Origin of the sequence: Winogradskyella sp. (genome assembly GCF_013213835.1) — a bacterium.
In the GTDB taxonomy this organism is placed as follows: Bacteria; Bacteroidota; Bacteroidia; order Flavobacteriales; family Flavobacteriaceae; genus Winogradskyella.
The window spans coordinates 337,250-363,047 of record NZ_JABSSU010000001.1 but is presented as its reverse complement, the minus strand read 5'-3'; the positions used below and the strand labels follow the sequence as shown (position 1 = coordinate 363,047).

Here is a 25,798-nt window from a genome sequence, read left to right as displayed (position 1 = left end):
TTGACTCATCAATCAACACATACTATTTAAAACACTTTATTATGAAACATTTATTTTTAACCATCGCCTTAGTTTTTTCTTCATTAATTAGTTTTGCTCAAGACTCGACAGCATCTAGTGTTACTATAACAGTTACCATAGATAATGTAAAAAACGACAATGGTAAAGTTGTTATGGCATTGCATACATCAGAAACTTTTATGAAAGGTAAAGGCATTAAAAATGTAGAAACCGAAATTAAAGACGGAAAAGTAACCGTAACTTTCGAAGATGTCCTACCTGGTGAATATGCTATTATGGCATTACATGACGAAAACGAAAATAATCGTATGGACTTTGAACAAAATGGAATGCCTAAAGAGTCTTACGGCATGTCTAATAACAACATGTCATTTGGACCACCAAGCTATGATGATGCCAAATTTGAAGTAGCAAATGAAAATTTAGATTTAAATATTAGATTCTAAGTAAAACCCAACTAAACAATATTCAGATGCCTTCATTTTTGTGAAGGCATTTCTTTTACCAATACACACGAAACATAACATTAGGAGTAAAGCCTAATGAAATGCGCTCAATTAACTCTACAGGATCATTAAGACTGTTATTACCTCGATATTCTCTAGAAATAATATTGTTTCTTCCGTAGAGATTTCTAATAGATAGACCTACTTTACCTCTTAGTTTATTTTGCTTAGACATTTTAAAGGTATACGTAGATGATAAATCTAATCGATGATACACTGGTAACTCGCCTGTATTAACACCATTATTAAATACTAAACCATCTGTGGTCTCATCTGCTAAAGTGAAAGGTCTACCAGTTTGCCATTTCCACCCTAATGCTACCTGAAAACCATTACTTTTGTAACTCAATGCTGTTGAAATAGCATGTGTGACGTTTGACTTTGACTTAAAAGATCTACTATTATTTAAATCTCTAAACTGACTTCTAGCTCTATTAAAGGAATAACTAATCCAAGAATTAAACTTATTAAAACGTTTTTTTAAAAACAGATCTGTACCAAAAATATTCTGGTCCCCAATATTAAAACCAATACTTTCTGGGTTAAGAAAACCAAGAGACAAAGCTGAAACATTCTCCAATTCTTTGTAATATACATCTGCATCTATACTGATATCACCAAAATCATAAATAAACCCAATTGATCCATGTTTGCTATTTATTATAGGGGAATTTTCACCATTAGATAGTCTCCAAACTCTGTTTTCGAGGGACAAATCGCTAAAAACTGTTTCGTCAATTTCATTTATAATTTGATTCTTAATTTCAGCACTCGCCTGAATTTTAAACTTATCAGAAATATCCTTAAAAATAAGTAATCGTGGTTCTAATCTTACGGCATCAAGCTCTTGAAAATAGGTTGTTCTTAAGCCTAAAGATACATCAAATAGTTTTGGATTTTTATAATCTACATTTGCGTATGCACTATGAGTTTGCACTATATTTTCTTCGGAATCTAAGATTAAACTCACATTGGTTGTATTGATAAACGCATAAGCCACATCTTTGAGTGTATATTGATAACCAACATCAAAATTCAATCTATTAGAATGTTTGTAATTCAATTCAGTGGATATACCAGAATCGAATATGGTATTTCGTTTTTCAAAATTTGAAACCTGAGCATTGTCTTCAATGGTAATAAAATTATAATTGAAGGCATAATCCGAGAAAAAGGCTTGATTAGAATGGCTTAATTTATCGTTCCAGACGATGTTCCAACCCATTCCATAACCAGTATTAGAAATTGCTAAGACATCATTAAATTCTCTATTAGTATCCAACTCTTCTGAAAAATAATCTAATTGGTTATCAATATGAATCATACTTGCAAAAAGGCTGTGATTCTTATGAGGTTTAAAATTCAATTTTATATTATAATCTAAAAAAGAAAAGTCATTTGAGCCATCTTCATTTTCGTTAATCTTGGTATTTTCAAACACCTTATTAGCGAGCTGACGAAAGGTGTACGTTTCAAATATATCTGTGTAACTGCGCCTAAAAGACGTCTGTAAACTCAATTTATCTTTTAATATCGGAATATTTAAAACCGCATCAGCATTAATACCATTAACACCAAGTTCTGCTTTTAGGTTGTTTGTTATTTCGTTACTAGATGTAATATCAATAACGCTAGATAAGCGCTCACCATAACGTGAATGTGTTCCTTTATTAATGAATTTAATATTTGAAGCAACATTGGGATTTAATGGTGAAATCATACCAAACAAGTGCCCTTTGTGATAGATATTAATGCCATCCCATAATATTCTATTTTGATCAGCATATCCTCCTCTAACAAAAAAACCCGAGGCTGTTTCATTAGGGCTTAAAACACCAGGCAATAGTTGTATACTTTCTAAAACATCTGGCTCAGTTAAACCAGGTAAAATACCCAACTTAGAAGGTTGAATATTAAAGGAGCCACCAGTATTTTTCTCAATACCATCGGTTAAATAAGCTTCGAGTACAACTTTATCAAGTTTTACAATGTTTGCCGGTATATCTGGTAATAGGTTGACAATAACATATCTATTACTTACGACTTGATAATATAAGTTCGTAATATCTTGAAGTTCTAATAATAATTCGGGTAATATTCTAGCCTTTCCTTCTAGACTAATTGTTTTATCCTTTATATAATCATCTTTATAAGAAAAATGAATATCATATATATTTTCAATATCCTCAAACGCTTTTTTTAAGGACACCTCAGTAAATTCAATGTAAAAAGCCTCTTCTTGCGAAAAGGCTAGTGTTGGGAGTAACATTAAGACCAAGATATATATTAACCTCATTCTTTATACCTCAATTTAATGTTACGTTTTTCTTTTTCATTATAGATTACGGTTACATTTAAGGTTTCAAAAACAGTCTTTAAGGCTATATTTAAGCTATCATGAGGAAAACTTCCAGTAAAAATATCTTGATTACTTATTTCCTCATCATCAATATTAATATTGTATTGCTTTTCTAAAGCTTCAATCACTTTCTTTAGAGGGACACTTCTAAAGGTACTTTCTCCTTTAATCCATGATGGTGCTGTACCTTTAACTTTAGATTTATTTGTAGTTTTTCCTTCTACAGCTCTAACACCATCATTAGGTAATAATATAAATTCCTGGTCTAATGTTCTCACACTGACTTTTCCTTCATAACATACCACATCAAAATAGTCTTTAGATGAGTTAACGTTAAATTGTGTTCCGAGTACAGTGACAGAACCATTTTCTGTTTGTACCTCAAACGTCTCACCTTTTGCCACTTTAAAATAAGCTTCACCTGTTAACTGTAATTTACGATCCTTTAACCAGTTATCTTCATCATAAGACAATGACGATTTAGCATTAAGTATTACTTCAGAACCATCTAGTAGTGTTATGGTTTGGTTTTCACCAAATCCTGTTTGGACAAGAACTTCGCTATTAGGCAATAACGTAAATAAGCCAATAAGCACAATAATAGATGCTGCAACACCTACAGACCAATTTCTAAATAACGGTTTTACGTTAGATTGCTCATTTTCTATACGATCTTGTATTGCAACCAAAGAATCATCTATTGACGCATTAAGCCTTTCATTGACTTCGAGGCCTTTTCTAAGTTTTATATACGCATTGTAATCCTCCTGACTAACTAATAATTTTAGTTCTTGATCAGAAAGATTACCTTCTAGCCATTGGGCTAAAAAAACATCAGACTCGTTATGTAAATTATCTTTTTTCATTCGCTTCTACCTATTACTACAACTTCAAATTAAAAAACCCTACCAACATTTTTAAATATTTCCTATTTCCTCTCGCATTATTACTAATGCTTGATGCATGCGTTTCTCAACAGCCTTAACACTTATATCTAATTCTTCGGCAATTTCTTTATACTTCTTCTTCTCTATTCTATTCATTAAAAACACCTCGCGTTGTTTATCAGGCAATGCTGCAATTGTTTTCTCAAGTTTATCCATAAACTCTTTCTCTAACATTACAAACTCAGGTGATTCATTAGTGCTTTCTTGTTTTATCTGTTCCCTATGTTTTTTAACTACACTCAGATGCTTTACTTCATTTAAAAACATGTTATTAGCAATGGTAAAGACGTAACTCTTCACTTTGTTATAATCTACTTTACTACAATTATCCCAAAGTTTAATAAAAACATCTTGCATTAAATCTTCTGCCTTATCAATGTTTTGTGTTTTAAAAAATAGAAATCGTCTAACATCTTTAGCATAAGTTTTATAAATAGTTTCAAATATTTTTGAATCACAGATATTAGGTTTATCCTTTGCCATCAGAGAATTTTGGTTAGACACTCAAAACTAAAAATAAATTATTTTAAAAAAAAAGTAGGGTTTTTATTTTTAGTGTTGTCTAATAATTGATTAACCTCAATAAAACTATTTTAAACCAAAAAAACTATTTAAAATGAAAAATTTGAAAGTTGCCTTTTTAAGCATGTTTGTTGCTCTTTTTATTGTGACATCATGTACAAATGACGAACCAATTGGAGACAACACACAAAACCAAACTGAAGAAAGTACATCTATTACTACTGCACTTGATGAATTACAAGCCAAATTTAACGCAGATGGTAATGTTGTAGCAGAAACCAATCCTGCCGGAAATATAGTTTTAGATTTCTGTTTTGATTTTGTTTATCCTTTGACGTTATCTTATAACAATGGTTCAACTGTAACTGTAAACGATTTAGATGGATTAGTCGACGTTATGATTGGTTCAACTGATGAACTTTACATTAATGGTATTGCTTTTCCATTTGATGTAGAAACATTTAATGACGATACTGACACTATTGAAATTGAAACAATTGATGATGAAGCAGAATTTATTGAGTTAATCCTAAGTTGTGAATTTGATGATTTTGAGGTTTGTGAGTGCTTTGAGGTTTATGATCCTGTTTGTGTTGAGGTAACAGACCCTAATGGCGGAACGTTTATAGTAACATACCCTAACGAATGTTACGCTGAATGTGACGGTTTTGGTGAGGATGATTTTGTAGAAGACTGCGAGGATGATTACTATGCTGGTGGATTTGAGTGCTTTGAATTAAACTATCCTATATCTGTTGTAACAGAAAGCGGTGAGGTAATTACTATTAATTCAGAAGAAGAATTAGGCACTGCACTTTACGATGTTTATGTTTTTGATTTTGTTTATCCTTTTACAGTAACAGTATATGATGAAGAAGATGGTGAAGCAGAGGTGGTAACTATTAACAGTGCAGGAGATTTTGAAGACGTTATTGAAGATTGTTATGATGATTACTATGATGATGACGACTACTATGATGACTGCGAAGAATGTGAAGACTTACCAATTGATCCTGTATGTGTACAGTATGTAACTGCAACTGGCGAAGTTGTTGTAGAAGTTTTCCCAAATGCATGTTTTGCAGAATGTCTAGGATTCGATTCTGATGATTTTGTTGATTGTGAAAATGACAATAACCCGCAAGAATGCGATGAAGCTAGTATCACCGCTTCTTTGGCGGAGTGCGAATGGTATGCATTCTCTACATTAACTCCAGAATCAGATTTTGAAATTGATTTTGAAGCAGATGGAACTCTTACTGCCGAAACAGACACTGATTTGGTAAGCGGTACATGGCAAATTTCTACTAATCCTAATGGCGTAATTACTATGACTCTTACTATTGCCGCACCTTTAGATGGATTGAACGGTATTACTTGGACAGTGACAGAATGTAGTGACGAATTTATACTTCTTCAAACTAATAATGGACAATTATTATCATTGGAGAAAGATTGCGAATAATAATGAAGAAAAGATCTTCGTTAAGTTAGTTAAGTTGATTAGAAAGCTTTCAGATAGACATCTGAAAGCTTTTTTAATTCATAGAATTTGAGTCAACTATCGAGGTTTTTGTATTTTTATGGTCTAAATCAATTTTAATGACAATCACCCAATTAAAATATGCCTTGGCAATAGCAGAGCATAAAAACTTTACTAAAGCTGCTGAGAAATGTTTTGTTACACAACCAACACTTAGTACGCAAATACAAAAACTTGAAGACGAGCTAGATGTAGTCATCTTTGACCGTGGCAAAAAGCCGATTGAGCTCACAGATGTTGGACAAAAAATAGTTAATCAAGCTAAAAATATTGTCAATGAAGCTGAGCGTATTCAAGATATTGTAGATCAACAAAAAGGGTTTATAGGTGGTGAATTTAAGCTAGGTATTATCCCTACGATAATGCCAACACTTCTGCCAATGTTTCTTAATAATTTCATTAAAAAATACCCTAAGGTGAAGCTTAAAATAGAAGAGCTTACCACCGAAGAAATTTTATCTAGACTTAATGACGGGCATTTAGATGCTGCAATAGCTGCAACTCCTCTAGAAAGTGAAAACGTTAAGGAACGTCCGTTATATTATGAACCTTTTGTCGCTTATATTCCTACAAATCATAGATTAAGAGATAAACAAATGATTGAAGTAGCCGATTTAGATCTTGATGACATGTTACTCCTGGAAGATGGACATTGTTTTAGAGATGGAGTTATTAATCTTTGTAAATCCTTTAAAGACCAGATGGATGATAACTTTCAGTTAGAAAGTGGCAGTATTGAAACTTTAATTAAATTATCTAATGAAGGTTTAGGAATGACACTGTTACCGTACATGCACACCTTGGACATTAAAGAGAAACAAAATGTAAATCTGAGGTATTTTGATGAACCATCACCAGCTAGAGAGGTTAGCCTCATCTATCACAAAAGTGAATTAAAAATGCAGATTATAAATGCGCTTCACGATGTGATTTCAGGTGTTATTAGAGGTGCGATTGCTTTTAGTAATGTTGAAATTATAAGTCCGCTATCAAAATAAAAAAGTCTGGAGATCTATTGTTCTCCAGACTTTCAATTTACTTTACAATACATAATTCACATAAAGTGAAGTTCTTGATTGTGCTTCTACAGCATTACCAAACAAATTCTGACGTATTGGAAGCGTATAATTTGCACCAAACACAAAATTCTTTATGGCTACTTCTAATCCGACTGAAGCATTTGTAATATCACCATCAGTATCTTTTAACACTTCACCAAATTGTCTTATGGGTTCATATAAATCACCCGAGACACCTATAAATGGAATGATATTCATTTTTTCTTGTTTAAAAACTGAATAAAAGTTGAGCGCATAACTCATTTGATTACCAAACTGATATTCATTCTTATTTTCTCCCTTCAAATAATAACTTAATAGTGTATTAATACCAAACCTATTTCCGCTATAATCATATCTCAGCGAAAAAATACCATCTACACTTCCTGTTCCCACTTGAAAACCTGGGTTAACATTATTAGCAAATGCTTCTTCAAATTCACCTGTTGGTAATTTTATACCAAGTCCAAACTGTATAGAATGCCCTGATGGTTCTTTAGTCTTATTAAAATCTACCAAAGCATCCTCTTTAGATGATTCTTTTTTATAAAATTGAAGTTTATACCAACCAATTGCGCTTACATCTCCTAAGCCAGACAGACCTTCTGTTTCACCTTCAAAACGTCTATTTAAATCTTGATATGGTACAGTGGCAGTTATATAAATTGATTTATAAACAGGCACTTGTGCCCATAATTGATAAGTATTAAAAATCTCTTTACTCCTTGGTGAGTTTTCAAAAATACCGTTTCGAGATTCAAATGTTTGGTAAATGTATCTTAGGCCAATAAAATTTACATTGTTTAAGGTTCCAAAACCTAAACTTCCACTACTTGTAGTGCATGCACATAAATCACAAAACCAAGCATCAGGATGAGATTCACACTCAATGCAAATAGAATCATTATTAGCATGTATTGTAAAACTTACCATCAAGAGTCCTATAAATAGGAAACTTTGTTTAAAATTCTGCAAAACGTTCATCCTCTAAAAATTGATAATCGGTTAATGTTTTTAGAAATGCTATTAGGCTTTCCTTATCATAATCTGACAGTGTTATACCCAAAGTGCCATCTTCTCTCATAAATACAGGGTCAACGTTACCATTATCAACCATTCCTGTATCATAAAAATTTAATACGGCTTCTAGAGTTGTAAATCTTCCATCGTGCATATACGGAAATGAAAATTCTACATTTCTTAAACTTGGCACTCTAAACTTGTACAAATCATCGGGATTTTCGAGAACATTAAAACGTCCTTTATCATCTAATTGCGGATTTACAGGTAAACCATTATTCTTAAAACTATGATCTGTAAACATATCTGTAGCATGGCAAGACGCACATTTGTTCTGAAATGTATCTAAACCATCTAATTCAATCTGAGATAGAGTCACATTATCTTCACCTCTTACATATTTATCATATTTTGAATTTGAAGATACCATTACCAACATAAACTGAGATAGCGCTTTTAAAATGTTCTCGCTATTAATCTCACCATCTTCAAAAGCTCTCACAAATTGATCTCTATAATACGGATCTGCCTTTAACTTTTGAATGATATTTGGAAAATTATCATTCATTTCAACCTCACTATGAATAGGAATAATGGGCTGTAAATCTAAGTGTGAAGCCGCTCCATCCCACATAAATGAATTATGAAATGCCAAATTTTGAATTGGCTGTGAGTTTCTAAACCCTATAGCACCATCAACACCATGACTTAAGTTATGTCCGTGATGCGTAAATGCAAAGGCTTGCTCATGGCAAAATGCACAAGGAATTGAATTATTTGATGACAATCTACCTTCATAAAACAAATCCTTTCCAAGTTGTACACCATCTTCTGTAACAGGATTATTATCTAAATTATATTCAATTGGCGGAAAGTTAGACGGCTGAGGTACCTCCATACCAATTGGCTGATATGTCGGTATATCGTTACCATCTGAACAAGAGGTCAACAATACCAATAAAACGAGTAAATAATTTACTTTATTCATAACTAATAGTTTTGAAACTACTAGAGTAAATACTCTAGTAGTTGAATTATTCTCGTTTAGTCATTATGCACATGGTGCACCATAAACATTGATTGAATATTATTTGCAATTATAGGTGTCGTGGTTTCATTTGTATGCACTTGATTGTATCCATCCGAAAAATTGACTGAGGTTTCTCCATCAAATATCTTAGATATATCGGCCACAATGTGTATTTCTGGTGACTTGTTGTCGCGTACTCTTACTGTATTTGGAAAAGTTAAGGTTACCTCTCTATAATTGTCTAAGGTTGTACCTACACTTCCCATATGAATATTTAATGCCTCATCTGTTATAGTTGAGGTAGAAAATGTACCATCAAATCTTACAAACTTGTAACCTGTTGCCCAAGACCACATCATGCCTTCTTCTTGAGCTAAAGTTAAAAACTCACCTTGACCTTCTGCTCCTAAAATAAATCGTGATTGATCTATACCAATCCCAAAGGTAATCTCAGCGTAATCTGCCGCATCAATATCCTCTAAGTTTACTAAAATTTCACCAGCATTGTTTCCATCAGCCTCATCAATTATAAAGGCATTTAATTCTGTTGGATATGTGTAAGTATTGCCATCAGTATCTGTAACTCTAACATTACTAATAATATATTTTAAATTATTTAGCACAAATGATTCGTTATTTGATTTATTATATGTTGTACCAAAAATAAAATCTTGGTCACCAACAGCATTATCAAACTTTAGAACTACATCTCCTTTTTGACCTGTTAAATCCTCTGAGTGATCATCATCATTTGAACAGTTAAGTAGTGTTGCACACATTAAAAGTGCGATTGTATATTTTAATATTTTCATTTTATATAATTTTAATTGTAATTGAATAAGGCATTTGGGCTACATCTCATAAATAAGAGTATAGCACAGTTATGTTAGAACAGTTATGGTGATAACTACTCTAAAAACTTGTGTTTACGTTGTAAACTTTTGTTTATAAGCTTAAACAATTGGTGGTTTAAAATGAAAATACTCAAAACCATAAGTGTAGTTTTGATTTGCGGTGAAAATAACCTTTTTACCTTTGCAAGGTTCTTGACTTTCTACTTTAATATCGTAAGGATATTCTGAAAATACCGGAAAAAAAGAATCATACAAATTCATAATGGCATCATGACTTGCATCGCCTGTAGAGGTATTTAATTGCTTCGCTAAATGACACTTTCCGTTACACTGTAACTGTGGCTTATCCTTATTTACGCAATAAGTATCTACTATATAATCTATATTTAGTTGGTAGTACAACACATTACCTACGTAGAACATGGGTCTCAGTGCAAAGGAAAGAAATAATATAGCAATAGCGAGTCTTTTCAGCTTGAGAAATTTTAGTACAAAAGTATACTTTCAAAATAAAAAAAGCGACTCGTAAGTCGCTTTTTTTTGTTTTATTTCCCCTTAATAACGTAAACTGTCAAACAATAGAAATTTACCTATTAAAATATGTTTTATTTAGTTTCAAAAACCTCAAGTTTCAAATTTTGATAGCTCGAAGTTAATGGCTCTATACTTGTGGCTTTGCCTTTTAGATGTTTATCGAAAAATGAAACTATAAGATTGTTTGTGATTTCAAGAGCTAACTTAGGTTCAATTTCACCGGCTTCACTAATAAAATTAAATCCCACCATTAATGGAATATCCATAAAATTACTATGATTTGTTTCAGATATTCTTGCATCATAAAAGATTGTCTTACTTTTACTTATATAAGCATGAGAGTTTAAATCTTCTTTATCCTCAGGCCAATCAGCAGAAATAAATAAAAATGGATTATCAAAAGAGGTATCAACTATTTTTCCCCATTGCACACCATCGATATTAACACCAGCTTTAATTCTATCATCTGTTAATAGCGTCTCACCAGCCGCACCACCTCCACGCGAATGTCCAAAAACACCAATTTTAGACAAATCTAGACTGTTTTTAAAAAACCCATTATTATTATATTCTTCAAGCTCATCAATAACACTTTTGAGATCTTGAGACCATCTTTCTACCATCTCTCTAACAAAATATTCTTTTAACGCTTTTCTTACGATTGGGTGTCTTTGTTGAAACGATAATCCTTCTTTAAATGCGTTGATCACTGGTTTCATTTCTTGCCATGTATCTTGCTGAATTTTTTCGGCATATTCATTATTAAAATAAACTTCAGATCCATCTAAAAAAGTAGTACCAGTACTTTCATAGGTATGGTTTACTGCAAAAACAATATACCCTTGACTTACAATTTCAGAAATAAGTGTATAATAATTATTTGCCTTAGAATTGTAGCCATGTGAAAATATTAAAACAGGGAAACTATCTTCTGCTAGTTTTACATCTTTATATACATTAGTTTCTATCTTATCTAAATAATTAAAGGTTGAAAATGGTAAGCTATATTTTTTAGCAAAGCCGTGCCTACCACCTTTATCTATATATTGGTCTTGTACAGATCCAACCTCGTTAGACGGATACCAAACCTTAACCATTATTTGTCTTTTGTCCGTTTTACTTTTTGTAATAACCTCTTCCCTATCTAATTCAATGAGTACGTCATGTGTTCCCACGTTATAATCACCACTAGGCTGAGGTAAATCAAAAATTGGAAGTGCCAGTGAAAGAAAAATACCAGAGCCAATTAATACAATGAATACTAAAAATCTAAATATCCTTAAAAATGAAGATTGTTCAAGTTTTTGCTTTCTAACTAAAAAAGTTATTGCCCATAAAAACACTATATAAATGGGTAACATTTGCCAACGGTAGCCTTCAAAAAATAAATTGATGAGTAATAATATTGTCAAAATCAATATAACGACTTTCGGGTACAATGGTTGTTTAAAAATTAGACAAGATAACACCGTAATACTAGACATTAACGTAATCAGAATTTCAAATAATTGCATAGCTAAAAATTTAAGGATTTATGCAAACAATATTAGGTCTTACATAAGTTTCACACAATGTAGAATCCATATCAAAAAGTGAATTCTACCTAAAAAAACGGTTAGAATTAAGTAAATGAGTGCAACTTAACTAGATCTCAATTTTTTAAGAGCGTTGTCCTTGTAGGTGCGACTTATGGGTAAGGACGTATTATTAATAAATACGTTTGTTGAAGTGAATGATTTTACTCTTTTATTATTTACAATGAATGAACGGTGAATTCTTACAAAATAGTCTGGTAATTCTTGTGCTAAATTACTTATCCTTTTTCTAGAAGTAAATTCTGATTGGTCTGTAATGATTTTGATATAGTCATTTAAACTCTCTACATAAATAATCTTGCTAAGATTTATTAATTGGTTTTTGCGATTAGACCGAACTGTAATTGTACTTATTTCATTTTTGTGTTTTACCAATAAAAGCTCACTTAAATCTTGTTCTCGTTTTTTATACTTATATAAAAACCTAATAAAGCCAGTGGCAAATACAATAAGATACATTGTAATAGTTAAAGTAAATAGTGATATACCATCTAAATCTACCTTACTTTGATCGGTATCAGCAATAACCACAAAGGAAAATACCGACACTAACATTTCTAGATACAAAGAAATAATTATCACATAGAAAAAATAAAGTATGAATTTTAAATACTGATTTTTAAGTAAATATTTTGGAACTAAATACCAATTAAAAATATGAGTTGTCACTATAACTACTGGTAATAGAGATAATGAAAAGTAGAATGCTAGATTAAAACTTTTCCAGCTAAACCCAAAGATTAATGTTAAGGCAATAAGAATACTAACCCAATAAATTAATAGCATTAAATTGGTTCGTTTCATCCAAAAATCGATCGTTTGATTAAAAAGTTTGAGTTATTTTTGAATCACAAAAAAATAACAGAAGTATTTAAAAAACAAGATAAAATGACGAATTTATTTAATAGAGGTGGACCAATATTTATGAGTATGCTTTCTATTATACTTCTAATAATTATAACTATTTCGGTTTTTATAATTTTAGCTTTCTGTTTAAAAAAAACAAAACGTTCAGATAAAAAATTATATGCTCTTAGACATCTGGGATATATGGCCTTAGTTTTTGGTCTTTTGGGTCAAATAGTCGGCCTGTTTACCGCATTTAAGGCTGTTAAAATGGGTGAGGTTATTAGTACCCCAAATGTATTTATAGATGGATTTAAGGTTTCTATGATTACTTCAGCTTACGGTTTATTTATATTTTCTTTGGCCATTTTACTCTATTGGCTATTTAATAGATTTCTATTACATGCTTAAAGCGCTAAAATAAAAGACTACTTTATCTATTAAAGGGTGGTCTAGCATCCATCTAAACCCATTTTTATTGAGGTGAAAGTAGACTTGGCATTTTAACTTTATATGATTCTTTGTTGATGTAAAATCGTCATTTGCGTTCTAGTGTTGTGTGTTTATAATCTAGATTGATGAGTAATCATTAATTTTAATATCTCATTTACTTATTACAATTATTTTTAACTCCATACTTTTTAGGAAATTAAAAAAAGCGACTCGTAAGTCGCTTTTTTTTTATGCTTTAAGATAAATCATACATTGATTTAATTCAGGGTTTTGATTGATTAGTGACTGAATAAAAATTCTTAACTCTTCCAGTTCGTGAGGCAGTAACCGTTTTACCGCTTTTTGCACTTCTTTACAGAATAATGTCGCATCAAAACTCACCTTTTTAAGTACAGTTTTCGTGTACTCAAACATCGCTCTCGCCATAGGTAATAATTTGTTTTAGGTTTAACAAAAAATGTAGTTTTTTCTATAGGCTATTGTTTCAATTGGAAATTAAATATAATAAAAAATTAGAATTTGCATTATTGAAGTGCAAAAGTTTAACGTCTTGTTATGTTAAAATAACTAGAGCTAAATTAAAACCTATTATCCCCATCAAGCAGATCTCCTAGCCCTCCTAAAATGCTTCCTTCTCCTTTTGAATTTCCACCATTACGCGGTGCTGATGCAATAACTCTATTGGCTAATCGGCTAAATGGTAAAGATTGAATATATACTTTCCCAGGACCTTTTAGCCTTGCAAAAAATAATCCTTCACCACCAAAGATCGAATTCTTAATACCTTTCACAAACTCAATATCATAATCAACATCTTGTGTAAAACCAACAATGCAACCGGTATCTACACGCATCACTTCACCAGGTTGTAATGTCTTTTCGGCCATTGTTCCACCAGCGTGCACAAAAGCCATTCCGTCACCTTCTAGTTTTTGCATGATGAATCCTTCACCTCCAAATAAACCTCTACCTAATTTTTTTGAGAATTCAATACCAACACTTACACCTTTAGCAGCACAAAGGAATGCATCTTTTTGACAGATAAACTTACCTCTAAATTCATTAAGATCTAGAGGAATAATTTTACCTGGATAAGGCGAAGCAAAAGACACATTGCGCTTTCCAGAAAGTTCATTATAAAAAGCTGTCATGAATAAACTTTCACCTGTGAGAATACGTTTTCCAGCACCAAGTATTTTACCTAAAAACCCTTGATCTTTTTGAGAACCGTCGCCAAAAATAGTATCCATTTTTATACCATCATCCATCATCATAAAGCTACCAGATTCTGCTATAACGGCTTCCTGAGGATCTAATTCGATCTCTACAAATTGCATTTCTTCACCAAAAATTCGGTAGTCTATTTCGTGGCTATTTCTTTCAGTAAAATCCATAAGTTTTGTTTTTTTAATTGATTTGTTGATATGTTGAAAAATATTTGGTTTTGTTACAGATTAAATAATTAAAGACCCTAATTACCGAATACTATAAATTATTTACTTCAAATTAAAATTTACGATTTTAATTTGATTGTCCATTCAAAATTAAAAGAAGACACTTCTACCCCATCTTTATTAATACCATTAGCATTTAACCATACCGTTTGCCCTTCACCAGTCTCTATAGCTTTTGCAATAGCATTATCTATTTTATTGCCTTCAACACACTTAAATGTGATAATACCTGTTGCTTTTTTTATAAAAGTTGCATTATTATTGGCCACTAACATAGATATGTTTTTACCGCTTTTTTTAATTTTCAACATCATTAAAGCACCAGTTGTTAATTCAGCCGCCATACCTTGGACTGCCCAAAACATAGATTTAAAAGGATTTTGATTAATCCAACGATGCTTCACCTTTACAATACATGTAGTATCATCAATAAATTTAGTTCTCACACCTGTAAAATAAGCTGCAGGTAGCTTAAACATTAGAAAAGTATTCAGTTTTGAAGGTGAGATAGACATACTGTTTGTTTTGATTCTGCACTAAAATAATTGAATTATTTCACCCTTACTAATGTTAAAAATATGTTAATATTAGGTACTATGCGTAACACACTACCTTCTTTTAGACATATATTTGCATAAGAAACTATTATATACTTTTTAAAAATGATCGATAAGCATACCAAAAATTTAGCAACATTTATACATTTATCTACCTTTTCAAGATTTTTCATTCCGTTTGGAAATTTTATAGGACCAATCATCCTTTGGACAGTTAATAAGGATAAATCTGAATTTGTAGATAAACATGGAAAGCAAGCAATCAACTTTCAAATTAGTGTATTACTCTATGCTATTGTAATAGGTACTATAAGTGTTCCTTTTTTCATCTTTAGGTTATTTGATAACATGAACGTGATCAATTTTCATGGCTTCAATAATTTTCATATCAACCTAGGTGAACCTTCTCCTTTACTATACATAGGTGGTGGACTTGGAGTACTAGCTGTAATAGGGTTTATTATAGAACTGGCGCTCATAGTAAAAGCAAGTTTGTCCGCGAGAGATGGGCAATTATATCAATATCCTTTGACCATCAACTTTTTAAAATAATAATATAGAAATAAAATCATCAATCAATCTCCTTTCAAAAAAGAGTATAAATCAATCAAAAAATGAACAGTTTAATCAAATTTAATCGTATCAGAGTATGAAAATAGAAAATACAAAAGCACAAATGCGTAAAGGTGTTTTGGAGTATTGCATCTTATCTATCCTAAAAGATGACGATGCCTACGTTGCAGAGATACTCGGCACACTAAAGGACGCTAAGATGCTTGTAGTGGAGGGCACTATATATCCACTACTTACAAGATTAAAAAATGCTGGGCTTCTCAACTATCGCTGGGAAGAATCCACATCAGGACCACCAAGAAAATATTACGGACTTACAGAAACTGGAAAATTGTTTCTTAACGAACTAAATACAACTTGGAATGAATTACAAAACGCAGTTAACCTAGTAACAAGTACAAAAACAACAGAAAATGAATAAAACAGTCAATATTAATTTAGCAGGTATATTTTTTCATATCGATGAAGATGCATACCTAAAATTATCACGCTATCTTGAGGCTATAAAACGTTCATTTACAGACTCTCAAGGTCGTTCAGAAATAATAGCAGATATCGAAGCACGAATTGCCGAGTTATTCTCTGAGCGCATACAAAACGAAAAGCAAGTCGTTAATACAAAGCTTGTGGACGAAGTCATCTCTATTATGGGACAACCAGAAGATTACTTAGTAGATGATGAAATATTTGAAGATGAACCTAAACAAAAGACATCCTACAGCTCGGGTCCTACTAAAAAACTATTTAGAGATACAGACAACTCATACATAGGAGGAGTATCTGCCGGGCTTGGTCATTACTTTGGTATTGATGCTTTATGGATGCGTTTAATTTGGTTACTTCTTGCAATTGGTTCCGGCGGAACATTTGTCTTTATCTATGTTATTTTTTGGGCATTAGTTCCAGAAGCTCGTACTACGGCTGAAAAGTTAACTATGACTGGTGATCCTGTGAACATCAGTAACATTGAAAAAAAAATTAAAGACGGCTTTGAATCAGTCTCAGAATCGGTAAAGAATGTAGACTTTAAGAAACATGGTGAAAAAATAAAGGAAGGTTTTGACAATGTGTCTGATAACATTTCAGACTCAGTAAAAAACGTAGATTTTAAGAAGCAAGGCAATCGTATAAAATCGAGTTCCCAAACCTTTTTTGACACTATAGGAAACATAGTAATGTTTTTCTTAAAGCTTATTGCTAAGTTCATTGGAGTCATATTAATTATTGTTGGAGTTAGCACCTTAATTAGCTTAATTGTTGCTTTCTTTTCGGTAGGTATTGCTGATGCTGTACATATACCAGGTATGGATTTTGTAGAGGCAGCGAACGCGGCAAATATTCCGAGATGGTTAGTTTCAATGCTAATATTCTTTGCAGTTGGTATACCATTTTTCTTCATCTTTTATTTAGGGTTGAAAATATTGGTTAACAACCTAAAATCAATTGGTAATGTTGCTAAATTCACTCTATTAGGCGTATGGTTAATTGCTATTATTGGTTTAACAATTACTGGCGTTAGGCAAGCATCAGAACATGCTTACGAAGCCAATGTGTCTTCCAAGGATGAAATTTCTGTAGTATCTGGTGATACTTTAAATATTAGAATGAAAAACTTTTCTAAGTATAACAGTTATATATATCATAGAGATAGTGATCTTAAAATCATAGAAGATGATAATGGTAAGAATATTGTATCATCAGACATAAGGCTACTTGTAAAATCTACCGTAGATTCTACAGCTTCAATTGTAATAGAAAAAGAAGCAGAAGGTCGTAACTATAAAGTAGCAAGAGATCGCGCAGAAAAAATCAATTACAATTATGTTTTTAATAATGGTAATTTAGATTTAGATGCTTACATGATTACTGATATTGACAATAAATTTAGTGATCAAGAAGTCACAATTATCCTCTACGTACCTGAAGGAACAATTCTTTATGCAGACAAGAATGTAAGAAGTTATAATAACTATTACGGCAATATTTTAAGAAGTGCTAATTTTGGTGAGTACCAAGAAGTTTACAAAGACGAACTGAAATGTTTAAGCTGTTCGGAAGAGTTAGAATCTAAAACTGAAGACCAAGAAGAAGCAACCTCTTTTACTAATGAAGAAAAGCCAAAACTAAACATACAAGTTGTTGAAGATGGCCTCAATGTAGAAATAAATGACAATTGAGAAACAAATAACGACAGTTCAGTGACTTTTAGTTTAACATTTTGAAGGAACTGCTGATATTTGAATCATCAAAAACATACTGAAATAAATTCACCACAAGAAAAACGAATCAATCAATCAATCAATCAATCAATCAATCAACCAAGTCACTATTGCTTAGCAATATCAAAACCAATCAGAATATGGTATTGCTAAGGCAAAGGTGAAAATCAATCAAAAAAACAAATCATAATACACTAAAAAATGAGTACACTAGTTAGAATTGTAGTAACAAGCATTATAAGTTTATTGATGCTATCATGTAACTTCTCAATGAATTTTGGAGAAGGTATTGACGGAGACAGAAATGTTGTAACTTCTGAGAGAGATGTTGAAGGGAATTTTAACGCGGTAAAAGTTAGTCAAGGTTTAGAGCTTTATATTACACAGAGCAATGACGCAGAAATAACAGTTGAAGCAGATGAAAACTTGCAAGAACTAATTGTTACAGAGGTAGACAATGGCGAATTAAAAATATTCTCAACCAAGAACATCAGGAGAGCTGCCTCACGTAAAATTTACGTTAGTTTCCCAGACATTAATAGAATTAAAGCAAGTAGCGGAAGCAGTGTCTATTCTAACAACACTATTAATTCTGAAGATTTAGAAATAAAGTCTTCTAGTGGCGCAAATATTAAACTTGATGTAGATACAAATACACTTATTTGCGATTCCTCAAGTGGCGGAAACATACAATTAGACGGCAATACAGTTTCATTAATGACGGAAGCATCTAGTGGCAGTAATATTAGTGCATCTAGCCTTAAAGCAGAATCTACTACAGCGAAAGCAAGTAGTGGTGCACGGATTCAAATAAATACTTCAAAAGCGCTAACCGCAAGAGCTAGTAGTGGTGGTGATATTAGATATTCTGGTAACCCAGAACGCGTTGAAAAATCAGATAGCTCATCTGGTAGTGTTAGAGCGAACTAAGTTGTTGGACAACATAGTAATGAGATAATTATTTATCTTTTACATTAGAAAAAACCAATCAAAAATGGACCGTTTCAAAATCTTTATGATTTTTGGGACGGTTTTTGTATATATTTGTTTAAACACCACCATTAGTGACATAATCTAAAAAAAAGTGTCTAATTTGTGGTTAAAAGATTTATATAGATGAAAAAATCATTACTTATTCTTTTTTCTTTAATGCTAGCTATGTCGTCAATAGCTCAAGAAAAAATAAAAGGAGACAGAAATGTTACCATTAAACAAACTTACATTGATGACTTTCATACGCTTGAAATAGGTGAAGACTTTTCTATTGAGATTGTTTATAATAGTAAACCGTCAGTAGAAATTGAAACTGATGACAATCTTCATGATGTTATTCAGTTCAATGTAGTTGATGGAGTTCTTAGCTTCTCAAAAACCATGAGAATCACTTCCAAGAAAAAATTAAACATTACAGTAAATTATGGCGATAGTCTGACGGATATTAAACTAACAAGTGATGGCGAAGTCAGATCACTTACTTCTATGGAGTTAAATGATGCATCATTATCCACATTAGATAATTCTCGTGCTTACTTAAATATTAAGGCTAGAAGCTTCAGTTTTATAAGTGAAGGGAAATCTAAATCGAGATTAAACCTTACAGCAGATTCTACTAAAATTGAATTAAATGGAAATTCGAAACTTGATGCATTAATTAATAGTAAAGTAGCTGATTTTGATTTGTACCTAAGATCTGATGCTTCAATTGAAGGTACAAGTAACAACTCAACAATACGACTAGATAACTCTGCAAATTTCAATGGTGCTAAGTTTACCGCAAAATCTGTTGATGCCTTGCTCGAAAACAATAGTGATTTAACAATCGATGCATCAGAAAGCATTGCACTGGCAGTTTCTGGTGATAGTGAAGTATATTTATACGGTTCGCCTGCAATTACCATTTCTAAGTTTGAAGATACTGCTAAGCTTCAAAAGAAGAAGCGATAAAAGAATTTATTTTGTATAAACAATAAAGCCGAAGCAATGCTTCGGCTTTTATATTTCATTCCTCAAATTTAATTTAGAATATCATTAATTATAAGATGGAGTGGATACTTCAAAATCAGCTTCTTTAGCCGCAAGATAGCGTTCTGCATCTAATGCCGCCATACAACCTGTTCCTGCAGCGGTAATTGCTTGTCTGTACACATGGTCGGCAGCATCTCCACTTACAAATACTCCTTCAACGTTAGTTTTACTTGTCCCAGGAACTGCATTGATAATATATCCTGTTTCATCTAATTCTAAATAATCCTTAAAAATGTCTGTATTAGGTTTATGTCCTATTGCCACAAAGAAACCTGTTGCAGGTATTTCCCATTTTTCATTGGTCTGATTATTAAACACTCTAACACCAGTCACCAATTGTCCATCTCCTAAAACCTCATCAGTTTCAGTGTTATAAAGAATTTCAATGTTCTCTGTATTCATTACACGATTAGCCATAATTTTTGATGCTCTAAATTCATCACGTCTTACTAGCATCGTCACCTTCTTACATAATTTAGATAAATAATGTGCTTCTTCGCATGCAGAATCACCAGCACCAACTATCACAACCTCTTGATTTCTGTAAAAGAAACCATCACAAACTGCACAAGCTGATACTCCTCCACCAAGTTTTAAATACTTTTGTTCAGATGGTAAGCCTAAATATTTTGCCGAAGCACCAGTAGATATTATAACTGTTGAAGCATGTATTTCTTTTTCACCATTAACCCAAACCTTGTGTACATCTGCGGAAAAATCAACTTTAGTAATCCAACCATGACGCACATCAGTACCAAAACGTTCTGCTTGTTTTTGTAATTGTATCATCATCTCAGGTCCTGTAATTCCATCTGGATATCCTGGAAAATTCTCAACATCATTTGTTGTGGTTAATTGTCCGCCCGGTTGCTCGCCTTGATACAACACAGGACTCATATTTGCTCTAGACGCATAAATTGCAGCTGTATAACCTGCAGGACCAGAACCAATAATTAAACATTTTACCTTTTCTATAGTATCTGACATATCTTTTAATTTGTTACTAAACAAAAGTAGGTTTTTTGTATAAATCCTTACTTAGAAGTTATCAACACTTGTTATGATGGCATAATAATTTCTAATGGCTTCATTTTGTCAGAATATTTTCTTAATTTAATGGAGTTGAAAATCTAAAATAGCACATTATGAAATCATCAGTATTAATACTCTGTGTCTCTTTATTTTTAATGTTTTCATGTAAAAATGAGATGAACAATGATTTGAAAAATAACCAAATCGATAAGGCAGAAATATCTGAAAATTTTAAAGACTTAAAAGGCACTTGGGAACTTACCGGATTTTATAATTATGTTGATAATGTTGTTGTTGATTCTTTTACGATAAATCCAGAATTCCGACAGCTCAAAATGTATTCAGACACAAAAGTTATGTGGTGCAAACACAGACCTGCTGATTCATCTGAATGGTTTGGTTATGGCACGTATAAATATGATGGCCAAAGTCTAACTGAAATACTCGATTTTGGATCTACAGAAATGGATCAGGTCATTGCTATTAAAAAAGAATTTATTTTCGAATTAACTCTTGAAGATGACCGTTTTCAACAAATTGAATTAGATGAAGATGGTAATAGAATTTATTCTGAAAATTATGTAAGAGTTGAATAAATGACTTAATAAAGAGTCGAATACTTTAATCATTATTATCAAAGTATTCGACTTTATACTTTTTTTATCTCGTTTATCTTACTAATACCAACCCAAACTTTTTAGTCGTTTAATGTCGCTATCTATCCATTTTTGGTTAAGTCTATCTGAAGCATCATTATACTGAACTCTTAATTCTTCTAAGCGTTTATGCATTTGTTTTTGAACTTCAGCATAATCTGGATTGTCATAAACGTTATTCATTTCTTGAGGGTCTTTTTCTAAATCGTATAATTCCCAAGCTTCAATGTTATAATAAAATCTAATAAGTTTATAACGTTCTGTTCTTACACCATAATGACGCTTTACCATATGAATACCTGGATATTCATAATAATGGTAATACAATGCATCTCGCCAATCTTTGTTGTTTCCTTCAAACAATGGTGTTAAGCTTAAACCTTGCATATCTTTTGGAATTTCAACATCTGCAACATCTAATACTGTTGAAGCAAAATCGATGTTCTGAACTAAATCTGTATTGACACTTCCAGCTTTAATATGATTTGGATAACGAATTAATAATGGTGTTCTAAACGATTCTTCATACATAAAACGCTTATCAAACCAACCGTGTTCACCTAAATAAAATCCTTGGTCAGATGTGTAAACCACCATTGTATTTTCGGTTAAATTATTATCATCTAAATACTCTAACAAGCGACCAACATTTCTATCAACACTTTTAATAACACCAAGATAATCTTCCATATAGCGTTGGTATTTCCAAAGTGTAAGCGCTTGTCCTTTTGGTGAGTTTTTCAAAAACTCTTCGTTAATTGGACCATATACTTTTTGCCATTGTTCTTGCTCTGCTTCATTCAATCTATTGAAACGTTCTGTATATGAGCTTTTATACCAATCTAAAAATTCTTCATAGTTCAACTTGTCTAAAATTTCTGGCGCAATTTTATTATCTGCACTCAAAGCCATATGGTCTGCAATTCGCATTTCGGCTTCAGCAGACGCTTTACTTTTGGTTTTATATTCATCAAATAAAGTTTCTGGCACTGGAATCTTTTTATACTTGAAATCTTCTAAATCGTGCATTGATGGCCACCATTGTCTATGAGGTGCTTTGTGATTGTACATTAACATAAATGGTTTACTATCTGTACGTAAACTATCTAAGTAATGAATCGCCTTATCTGTAATAACATCTGTTACATAACCTTTTTCTTTTATCTCACCTTGAGGTGTTAAAAACTCTGGATGGTAATAATGACCTTGGTCTGGTAAGACTTCCCAGAAATCGAATCCTTTTGGTTCTGATTTTAAATGCCATTTGCCGTAAATTGCAGTTTCGTAACCTGCTTTTTGAAGTAATCTAGGAAAGGTTACTTGCGTTGTATCAAACACATCTAAATTATCTCGAACACTATTTAAATGACTAAACTTTCCTGTAAGTGCCACTGCACGACTTGGCGAGCAAATAGAATTTGTTACGAATGCCTTTTGAAACAACATACCTTCATTTGCTAAACGGTCTATATATGGTGTTTTAATCAGTTTATCATCATAAGCACTTAATGCCTGATATGCGTGGTCATCTGTAATTATAAAAACAATGTTTGGTTGCTTTGCTTCAGCAACTTCCTTTGGTTCTGATTTGTTTTCTTTACAAGCAAACAATATTGCGATTAGACAAAAGCTTACGATATGATTTAGTTTCATTTTAGGTTGTTTTTTTCTATTTTTAATTACTCTACTAATATCTTAAAATTTAAATGTCTTTAAACTTCAAATGAAGAAATACTTAGAAAAACAAGCTGTATTCAATTCCACATTACGTGTATTCGCTTTCTTTTCTAAGCGTTCATTCTTCAATGGGTTAACACAATTTTTAACGACTCGGTCAGCAAAACTTAATCTCGTTTTAAACAAACCAAAGCCTGTTTCTCAACTTAATGAACTTGCGCAATCTTGGCAAGCTATGATGCCACCAGATGGACAAGAATATTTCAAAATTAAAGACACTTCAGAAGACACTGCTTACACCGAAATCCACTTACATTGTCCGCTTAGAGGTACAGGAAACGTTGAGGCTTGCTACAAGCTTATGAACTACGACAGACAACTTATGAATGCTGTTGGTGGTCAACTTATTGTTTTAGAATCGCAATCTAACTCAGGTAAAAACTATTGTAGATTAGCCATTAGAGAAAAACAAAAAGATGCTAGCGATTTAGTTCCTGCGCATAAAAAGTGATTACAGCTTTCCAATTACAAAACCATAAGCATCAAGCGTTAACTTTCCGTCTTCAATTTTTGAATTTTTATGATAAACTGTGTCATTAAAACCTAAATTATCAGTTATCGCTTCTTCATCAGACACATTCAACATTACAACAAACGCTTCATTACTATATGTTCTTTTAAACGCTAAAATATGTTCATTTTCAACTTCTAAAGGTTCATAATTGCCCAATCTAAAAGCATCGTGTTTGGTTCTTAAATTCAATAAGGATTTGTAATGATTCCAAAGTGAATTAGCATCTGCTTTTTGAGTTTCTACAGCAAAGTCTTTAACCGATTCATTATTCCAGAATGAAATCGTCCACCATTCGCCAGTATCTTTATACCACACTGCATTTCCTTTATCATTAAAATTTGAAGTCCACGGAAACGCTTCGCGAACAGGAATATGATTAGCATCAGAACCATACTCTTGCTTTACACCTGTAAGTCCTAATTCTTGTCCGTAATAAATAGATGGAATTCCTGGTAACAACACATTTAAAACAGCAGCAACACGTTTTTGACCTTCATTATTATTTACAACCGAGGCCCAACGTGACGTATCGTGATTTTCTAAAAAGTTAACCGAAAACGTACTATCACTAAAACGTTTCATTGTTTCTTTTAACTCATTATGAATACGTTTTGGGTCCATTTTTACACCTTTTGAAGTTGGGTCAATATACATATCGTGTGTACCTTCTTCGCCAGCTAAAGCAAAACGCAACGGAAAACTAAACGCTGCATCTGCACCACTTTTACTTACCATTTCTTCACCATAATTATTCCAATTAGATTGCTCACCAAGCACAAAAACATTAGGATTGATTGATTTACATTCTGTGAAAATTGGTTTCCAGAAATCTTGATACATATTCACGAAAATGCCTTTGTAATCAAGGTCATCCATAATGTGGTCAATTCTAAAACCGTCAACACCATCATCAAAATTTCCATCTTTATTTGGGTCAACCCAATAGGTGTAAAAATTCATCATATAATCTTTGACCTTTTGATGATTTAAGTCGAGTAAAACAATGTTTCGTTGTTTGTCTGGCCACAGATTAAAATCTTTTAATGGCGAATTAGGTTTCATAAAAATCTGCTCAGGATGCTGATTTAAAGAATCTGTGTAATAAATAAAATCTGAATATTCAGACTTCGGATTTTTGTACGAATCGTCAAACCAAATATTACCACTTTGGGCATATTGCGTTTCCATATCCATTAAAAACTTCAATCCTTTTCTATGAACTGCTTTTACAAAATTGATGTAATCATCTTTAGTTCCGTATTCTGGGTCGATGTTTTCATAATTCGTAGGAAAGTAATTATGATAAAAATCTGATTCATATAAAGGTGTAAACAAAATGGTAGTTACACCCAAATCTTTCAAATAATCTAGTTTTTCTACAAAACCATTTAAGTCACCGTGTAAATCACCATTACTATCATAAAAACTACGTTGCATTACGTGATAAATCACTTCGTTATTCCAGTTTATTGGTTCTATTGCTTTTTCTTCTGAAGTAATCTCAGGCTGTTTTTTTTCTTTACACGAGTTGAAAGTAACCATAGCAATCAACAGCATAAACCCTGGATTGATATAATTCGTCAGTTTGAGTGATTTTTCAGAAAATGATGATGAAAAATTGTATCGAAAACCGAATTTTAAACCAAAAAAACCTTGTTCTCGATACTTTTTCTTCACGAAAAAACTCGAACTGACGGTTTTCAAATTAGTGTATAACACATTAAATATATTAAAGTTTTTCAT

Annotated in this window: 26 protein-coding genes; 11 read left to right on the top strand and 15 right to left on the bottom strand. The window is 32.1% G+C overall.

Features of this window, described 5'->3' with window-relative positions; translation table 11 throughout:
* Nucleotides 1–41 precede the first annotated feature (41 nt).
* The gene (locus HRU50_RS01715) at nucleotides 42–467 is read left to right on the top strand and encodes a DUF2141 domain-containing protein (protein ID WP_296347490.1); all 426 of its coding nucleotides are present in this window, start codon (nucleotides 42–44) and stop codon (nucleotides 465–467) included.
* Nucleotides 468–522: 55 nt separating this feature from the next.
* Here the strand turns inward: HRU50_RS01715 and HRU50_RS01710 are convergent, their stop codons facing one another.
* Genes HRU50_RS01710 through HRU50_RS01700 form a run of 3 tightly spaced genes read right to left on the bottom strand, consistent with a single transcriptional unit; the run spans nucleotide 523 to nucleotide 4,316 of the window.
* Nucleotides 523–2,796 carry a TonB-dependent receptor gene (locus HRU50_RS01710; RefSeq protein WP_296347488.1) on the bottom strand — a complete coding sequence of 758 codons (2,274 nt, stop codon included), beginning with the start codon at nucleotides 2,794–2,796 and terminating at the stop codon, nucleotides 523–525.
* 23 nt (nucleotides 2,797–2,819) lie between these two features.
* Nucleotides 2,820–3,752 (bottom strand): FecR family protein, encoded by a 933-nt coding sequence (locus tag HRU50_RS01705; protein ID WP_296347486.1) that lies wholly within the window; start codon nucleotides 3,750–3,752, stop codon nucleotides 2,820–2,822.
* 51 nt (nucleotides 3,753–3,803) lie between these two features.
* The gene (locus tag HRU50_RS01700; RefSeq protein WP_296347484.1) at nucleotides 3,804–4,316 is read right to left on the bottom strand and encodes an RNA polymerase sigma factor; all 513 of its coding nucleotides are present in this window, start codon (nucleotides 4,314–4,316) and stop codon (nucleotides 3,804–3,806) included.
* Nucleotides 4,317–4,449: 133 nt separating this feature from the next.
* Between HRU50_RS01700 and HRU50_RS01695 the strand changes: the two genes are divergently transcribed.
* A complete protein-coding gene (locus HRU50_RS01695; RefSeq protein ID WP_296347483.1) occupies nucleotides 4,450–5,820 on the top strand; it encodes a hypothetical protein in 1,371 nt (456 codons plus the stop codon).
* A 137-nt stretch (nucleotides 5,821–5,957) separates the two neighbouring features.
* The gene (locus tag HRU50_RS01690; protein ID WP_296347481.1) at nucleotides 5,958–6,896 is read left to right on the top strand and encodes a LysR substrate-binding domain-containing protein; all 939 of its coding nucleotides are present in this window, start codon (nucleotides 5,958–5,960) and stop codon (nucleotides 6,894–6,896) included.
* A gap of 42 nt (nucleotides 6,897–6,938) precedes the next feature.
* On the opposite strand, the gene HRU50_RS01685 is transcribed toward HRU50_RS01690, so the two are convergent.
* The 6 genes from HRU50_RS01685 to HRU50_RS01660 form a co-directional block, all read right to left on the bottom strand.
* Nucleotides 6,939–7,889: a hypothetical protein gene (locus tag HRU50_RS01685; protein WP_296347479.1), complete on the bottom strand. Its 951-nt coding sequence runs from the start codon at nucleotides 7,887–7,889 to the stop codon at nucleotides 6,939–6,941.
* A gap of 28 nt (nucleotides 7,890–7,917) precedes the next feature.
* The gene (locus tag HRU50_RS01680; protein ID WP_296347477.1) at nucleotides 7,918–8,964 is read right to left on the bottom strand and encodes a cytochrome c peroxidase; all 1,047 of its coding nucleotides are present in this window, start codon (nucleotides 8,962–8,964) and stop codon (nucleotides 7,918–7,920) included.
* A gap of 56 nt (nucleotides 8,965–9,020) precedes the next feature.
* A complete protein-coding gene (locus tag HRU50_RS01675) occupies nucleotides 9,021–9,818 on the bottom strand; it encodes an MbnP family protein (protein WP_296347474.1) in 798 nt (265 codons plus the stop codon).
* 141 nt (nucleotides 9,819–9,959) lie between these two features.
* Complete coding sequence (locus HRU50_RS01670) at nucleotides 9,960–10,283, bottom strand: hypothetical protein (RefSeq protein ID WP_296347471.1); 324 nt, start codon at nucleotides 10,281–10,283, stop codon at nucleotides 9,960–9,962.
* A 182-nt stretch (nucleotides 10,284–10,465) separates the two neighbouring features.
* Nucleotides 10,466–11,812 carry a hypothetical protein gene (locus HRU50_RS01665; RefSeq protein WP_296347469.1) on the bottom strand — a complete coding sequence of 449 codons (1,347 nt, stop codon included), beginning with the start codon at nucleotides 11,810–11,812 and terminating at the stop codon, nucleotides 10,466–10,468.
* Between the two features lie 222 nt (nucleotides 11,813–12,034).
* Complete coding sequence (locus HRU50_RS01660; RefSeq protein ID WP_296347467.1) at nucleotides 12,035–12,793, bottom strand: LytTR family DNA-binding domain-containing protein; 759 nt, start codon at nucleotides 12,791–12,793, stop codon at nucleotides 12,035–12,037.
* Between the two features lie 15 nt (nucleotides 12,794–12,808).
* Between HRU50_RS01660 and HRU50_RS01655 the strand changes: the two genes are divergently transcribed.
* The gene (locus tag HRU50_RS01655) at nucleotides 12,809–13,246 is read left to right on the top strand and encodes a MotA/TolQ/ExbB proton channel family protein (RefSeq protein WP_296347465.1); all 438 of its coding nucleotides are present in this window, start codon (nucleotides 12,809–12,811) and stop codon (nucleotides 13,244–13,246) included.
* Nucleotides 13,247–13,516: 270 nt separating this feature from the next.
* On the opposite strand, the gene HRU50_RS01650 is transcribed toward HRU50_RS01655, so the two are convergent.
* From HRU50_RS01650 to HRU50_RS01640, 3 genes are all read right to left on the bottom strand, one after another.
* Nucleotides 13,517–13,714, bottom strand: a complete 198-nt coding sequence (locus HRU50_RS01650; RefSeq protein WP_296347463.1) for a hypothetical protein — start codon at nucleotides 13,712–13,714, stop codon at nucleotides 13,517–13,519.
* Nucleotides 13,715–13,866: 152 nt separating this feature from the next.
* Entirely contained in the window at nucleotides 13,867–14,682 is an 816-nt protein-coding gene (locus HRU50_RS01645) for a TIGR00266 family protein (RefSeq protein ID WP_296347460.1), read from the bottom strand.
* 119 nt (nucleotides 14,683–14,801) lie between these two features.
* Nucleotides 14,802–15,257, bottom strand: a complete 456-nt coding sequence (locus HRU50_RS01640; RefSeq protein WP_296347458.1) for a DUF4442 domain-containing protein — start codon at nucleotides 15,255–15,257, stop codon at nucleotides 14,802–14,804.
* Between the two features lie 147 nt (nucleotides 15,258–15,404).
* On the opposite strand from HRU50_RS01640, the gene HRU50_RS01635 reads away from it, so the two are divergent.
* The 5 genes from HRU50_RS01635 (at nucleotide 15,405) to HRU50_RS01615 (ending at nucleotide 20,035) form a co-directional block, all read left to right on the top strand.
* Entirely contained in the window at nucleotides 15,405–15,851 is a 447-nt protein-coding gene (locus HRU50_RS01635) for a DUF4870 domain-containing protein (RefSeq protein WP_296347456.1), read from the top strand.
* 97 nt (nucleotides 15,852–15,948) lie between these two features.
* A complete protein-coding gene (locus tag HRU50_RS01630; protein WP_296347453.1) occupies nucleotides 15,949–16,293 on the top strand; it encodes a PadR family transcriptional regulator in 345 nt (114 codons plus the stop codon).
* On the top strand, nucleotides 16,286–18,049 hold the full coding sequence (locus tag HRU50_RS01625; protein ID WP_296347452.1) for a PspC domain-containing protein: 1,764 nt from the start codon (nucleotides 16,286–16,288) through the stop codon (nucleotides 18,047–18,049). The genes HRU50_RS01630 and HRU50_RS01625 overlap by 8 nt, the downstream gene beginning before the upstream one ends.
* A 243-nt stretch (nucleotides 18,050–18,292) precedes the next feature.
* A complete protein-coding gene (locus tag HRU50_RS01620; protein WP_296347450.1) occupies nucleotides 18,293–19,021 on the top strand; it encodes a head GIN domain-containing protein in 729 nt (242 codons plus the stop codon).
* Nucleotides 19,022–19,207: 186 nt separating this feature from the next.
* The gene (locus tag HRU50_RS01615; RefSeq protein ID WP_296347448.1) at nucleotides 19,208–20,035 is read left to right on the top strand and encodes a DUF2807 domain-containing protein; all 828 of its coding nucleotides are present in this window, start codon (nucleotides 19,208–19,210) and stop codon (nucleotides 20,033–20,035) included.
* An 84-nt stretch (nucleotides 20,036–20,119) separates the two neighbouring features.
* On the opposite strand, the gene trxB is transcribed toward HRU50_RS01615, so the two are convergent.
* Entirely contained in the window at nucleotides 20,120–21,103 is a 984-nt protein-coding gene (gene trxB / locus HRU50_RS01610; RefSeq protein ID WP_296347445.1) for a thioredoxin-disulfide reductase, read from the bottom strand.
* Between the two features lie 158 nt (nucleotides 21,104–21,261).
* Here trxB and HRU50_RS01605 point away from each other — a divergent pair, with 158 nt between their 5' ends.
* Nucleotides 21,262–21,744: a hypothetical protein gene (locus HRU50_RS01605; RefSeq protein ID WP_296347443.1), complete on the top strand. Its 483-nt coding sequence runs from the start codon at nucleotides 21,262–21,264 to the stop codon at nucleotides 21,742–21,744.
* An 81-nt stretch (nucleotides 21,745–21,825) separates the two neighbouring features.
* Here HRU50_RS01605 and HRU50_RS01600 read toward each other — a convergent pair whose 3' ends face one another.
* Nucleotides 21,826–23,457, bottom strand: a complete 1,632-nt coding sequence (locus HRU50_RS01600) for a sulfatase (protein ID WP_296347442.1) — start codon at nucleotides 23,455–23,457, stop codon at nucleotides 21,826–21,828.
* A gap of 70 nt (nucleotides 23,458–23,527) precedes the next feature.
* Here HRU50_RS01600 and HRU50_RS01595 point away from each other — a divergent pair, with 70 nt between their 5' ends.
* Entirely contained in the window at nucleotides 23,528–23,992 is a 465-nt protein-coding gene (locus tag HRU50_RS01595; protein ID WP_296347440.1) for a hypothetical protein, read from the top strand.
* Here the strand turns inward: HRU50_RS01595 and HRU50_RS01590 are convergent, their stop codons facing one another.
* On the bottom strand, nucleotides 23,993–25,798 hold the full coding sequence (locus HRU50_RS01590) for an alpha-amylase family glycosyl hydrolase (protein ID WP_296347438.1): 1,806 nt from the start codon (nucleotides 25,796–25,798) through the stop codon (nucleotides 23,993–23,995). It lies immediately after the preceding gene.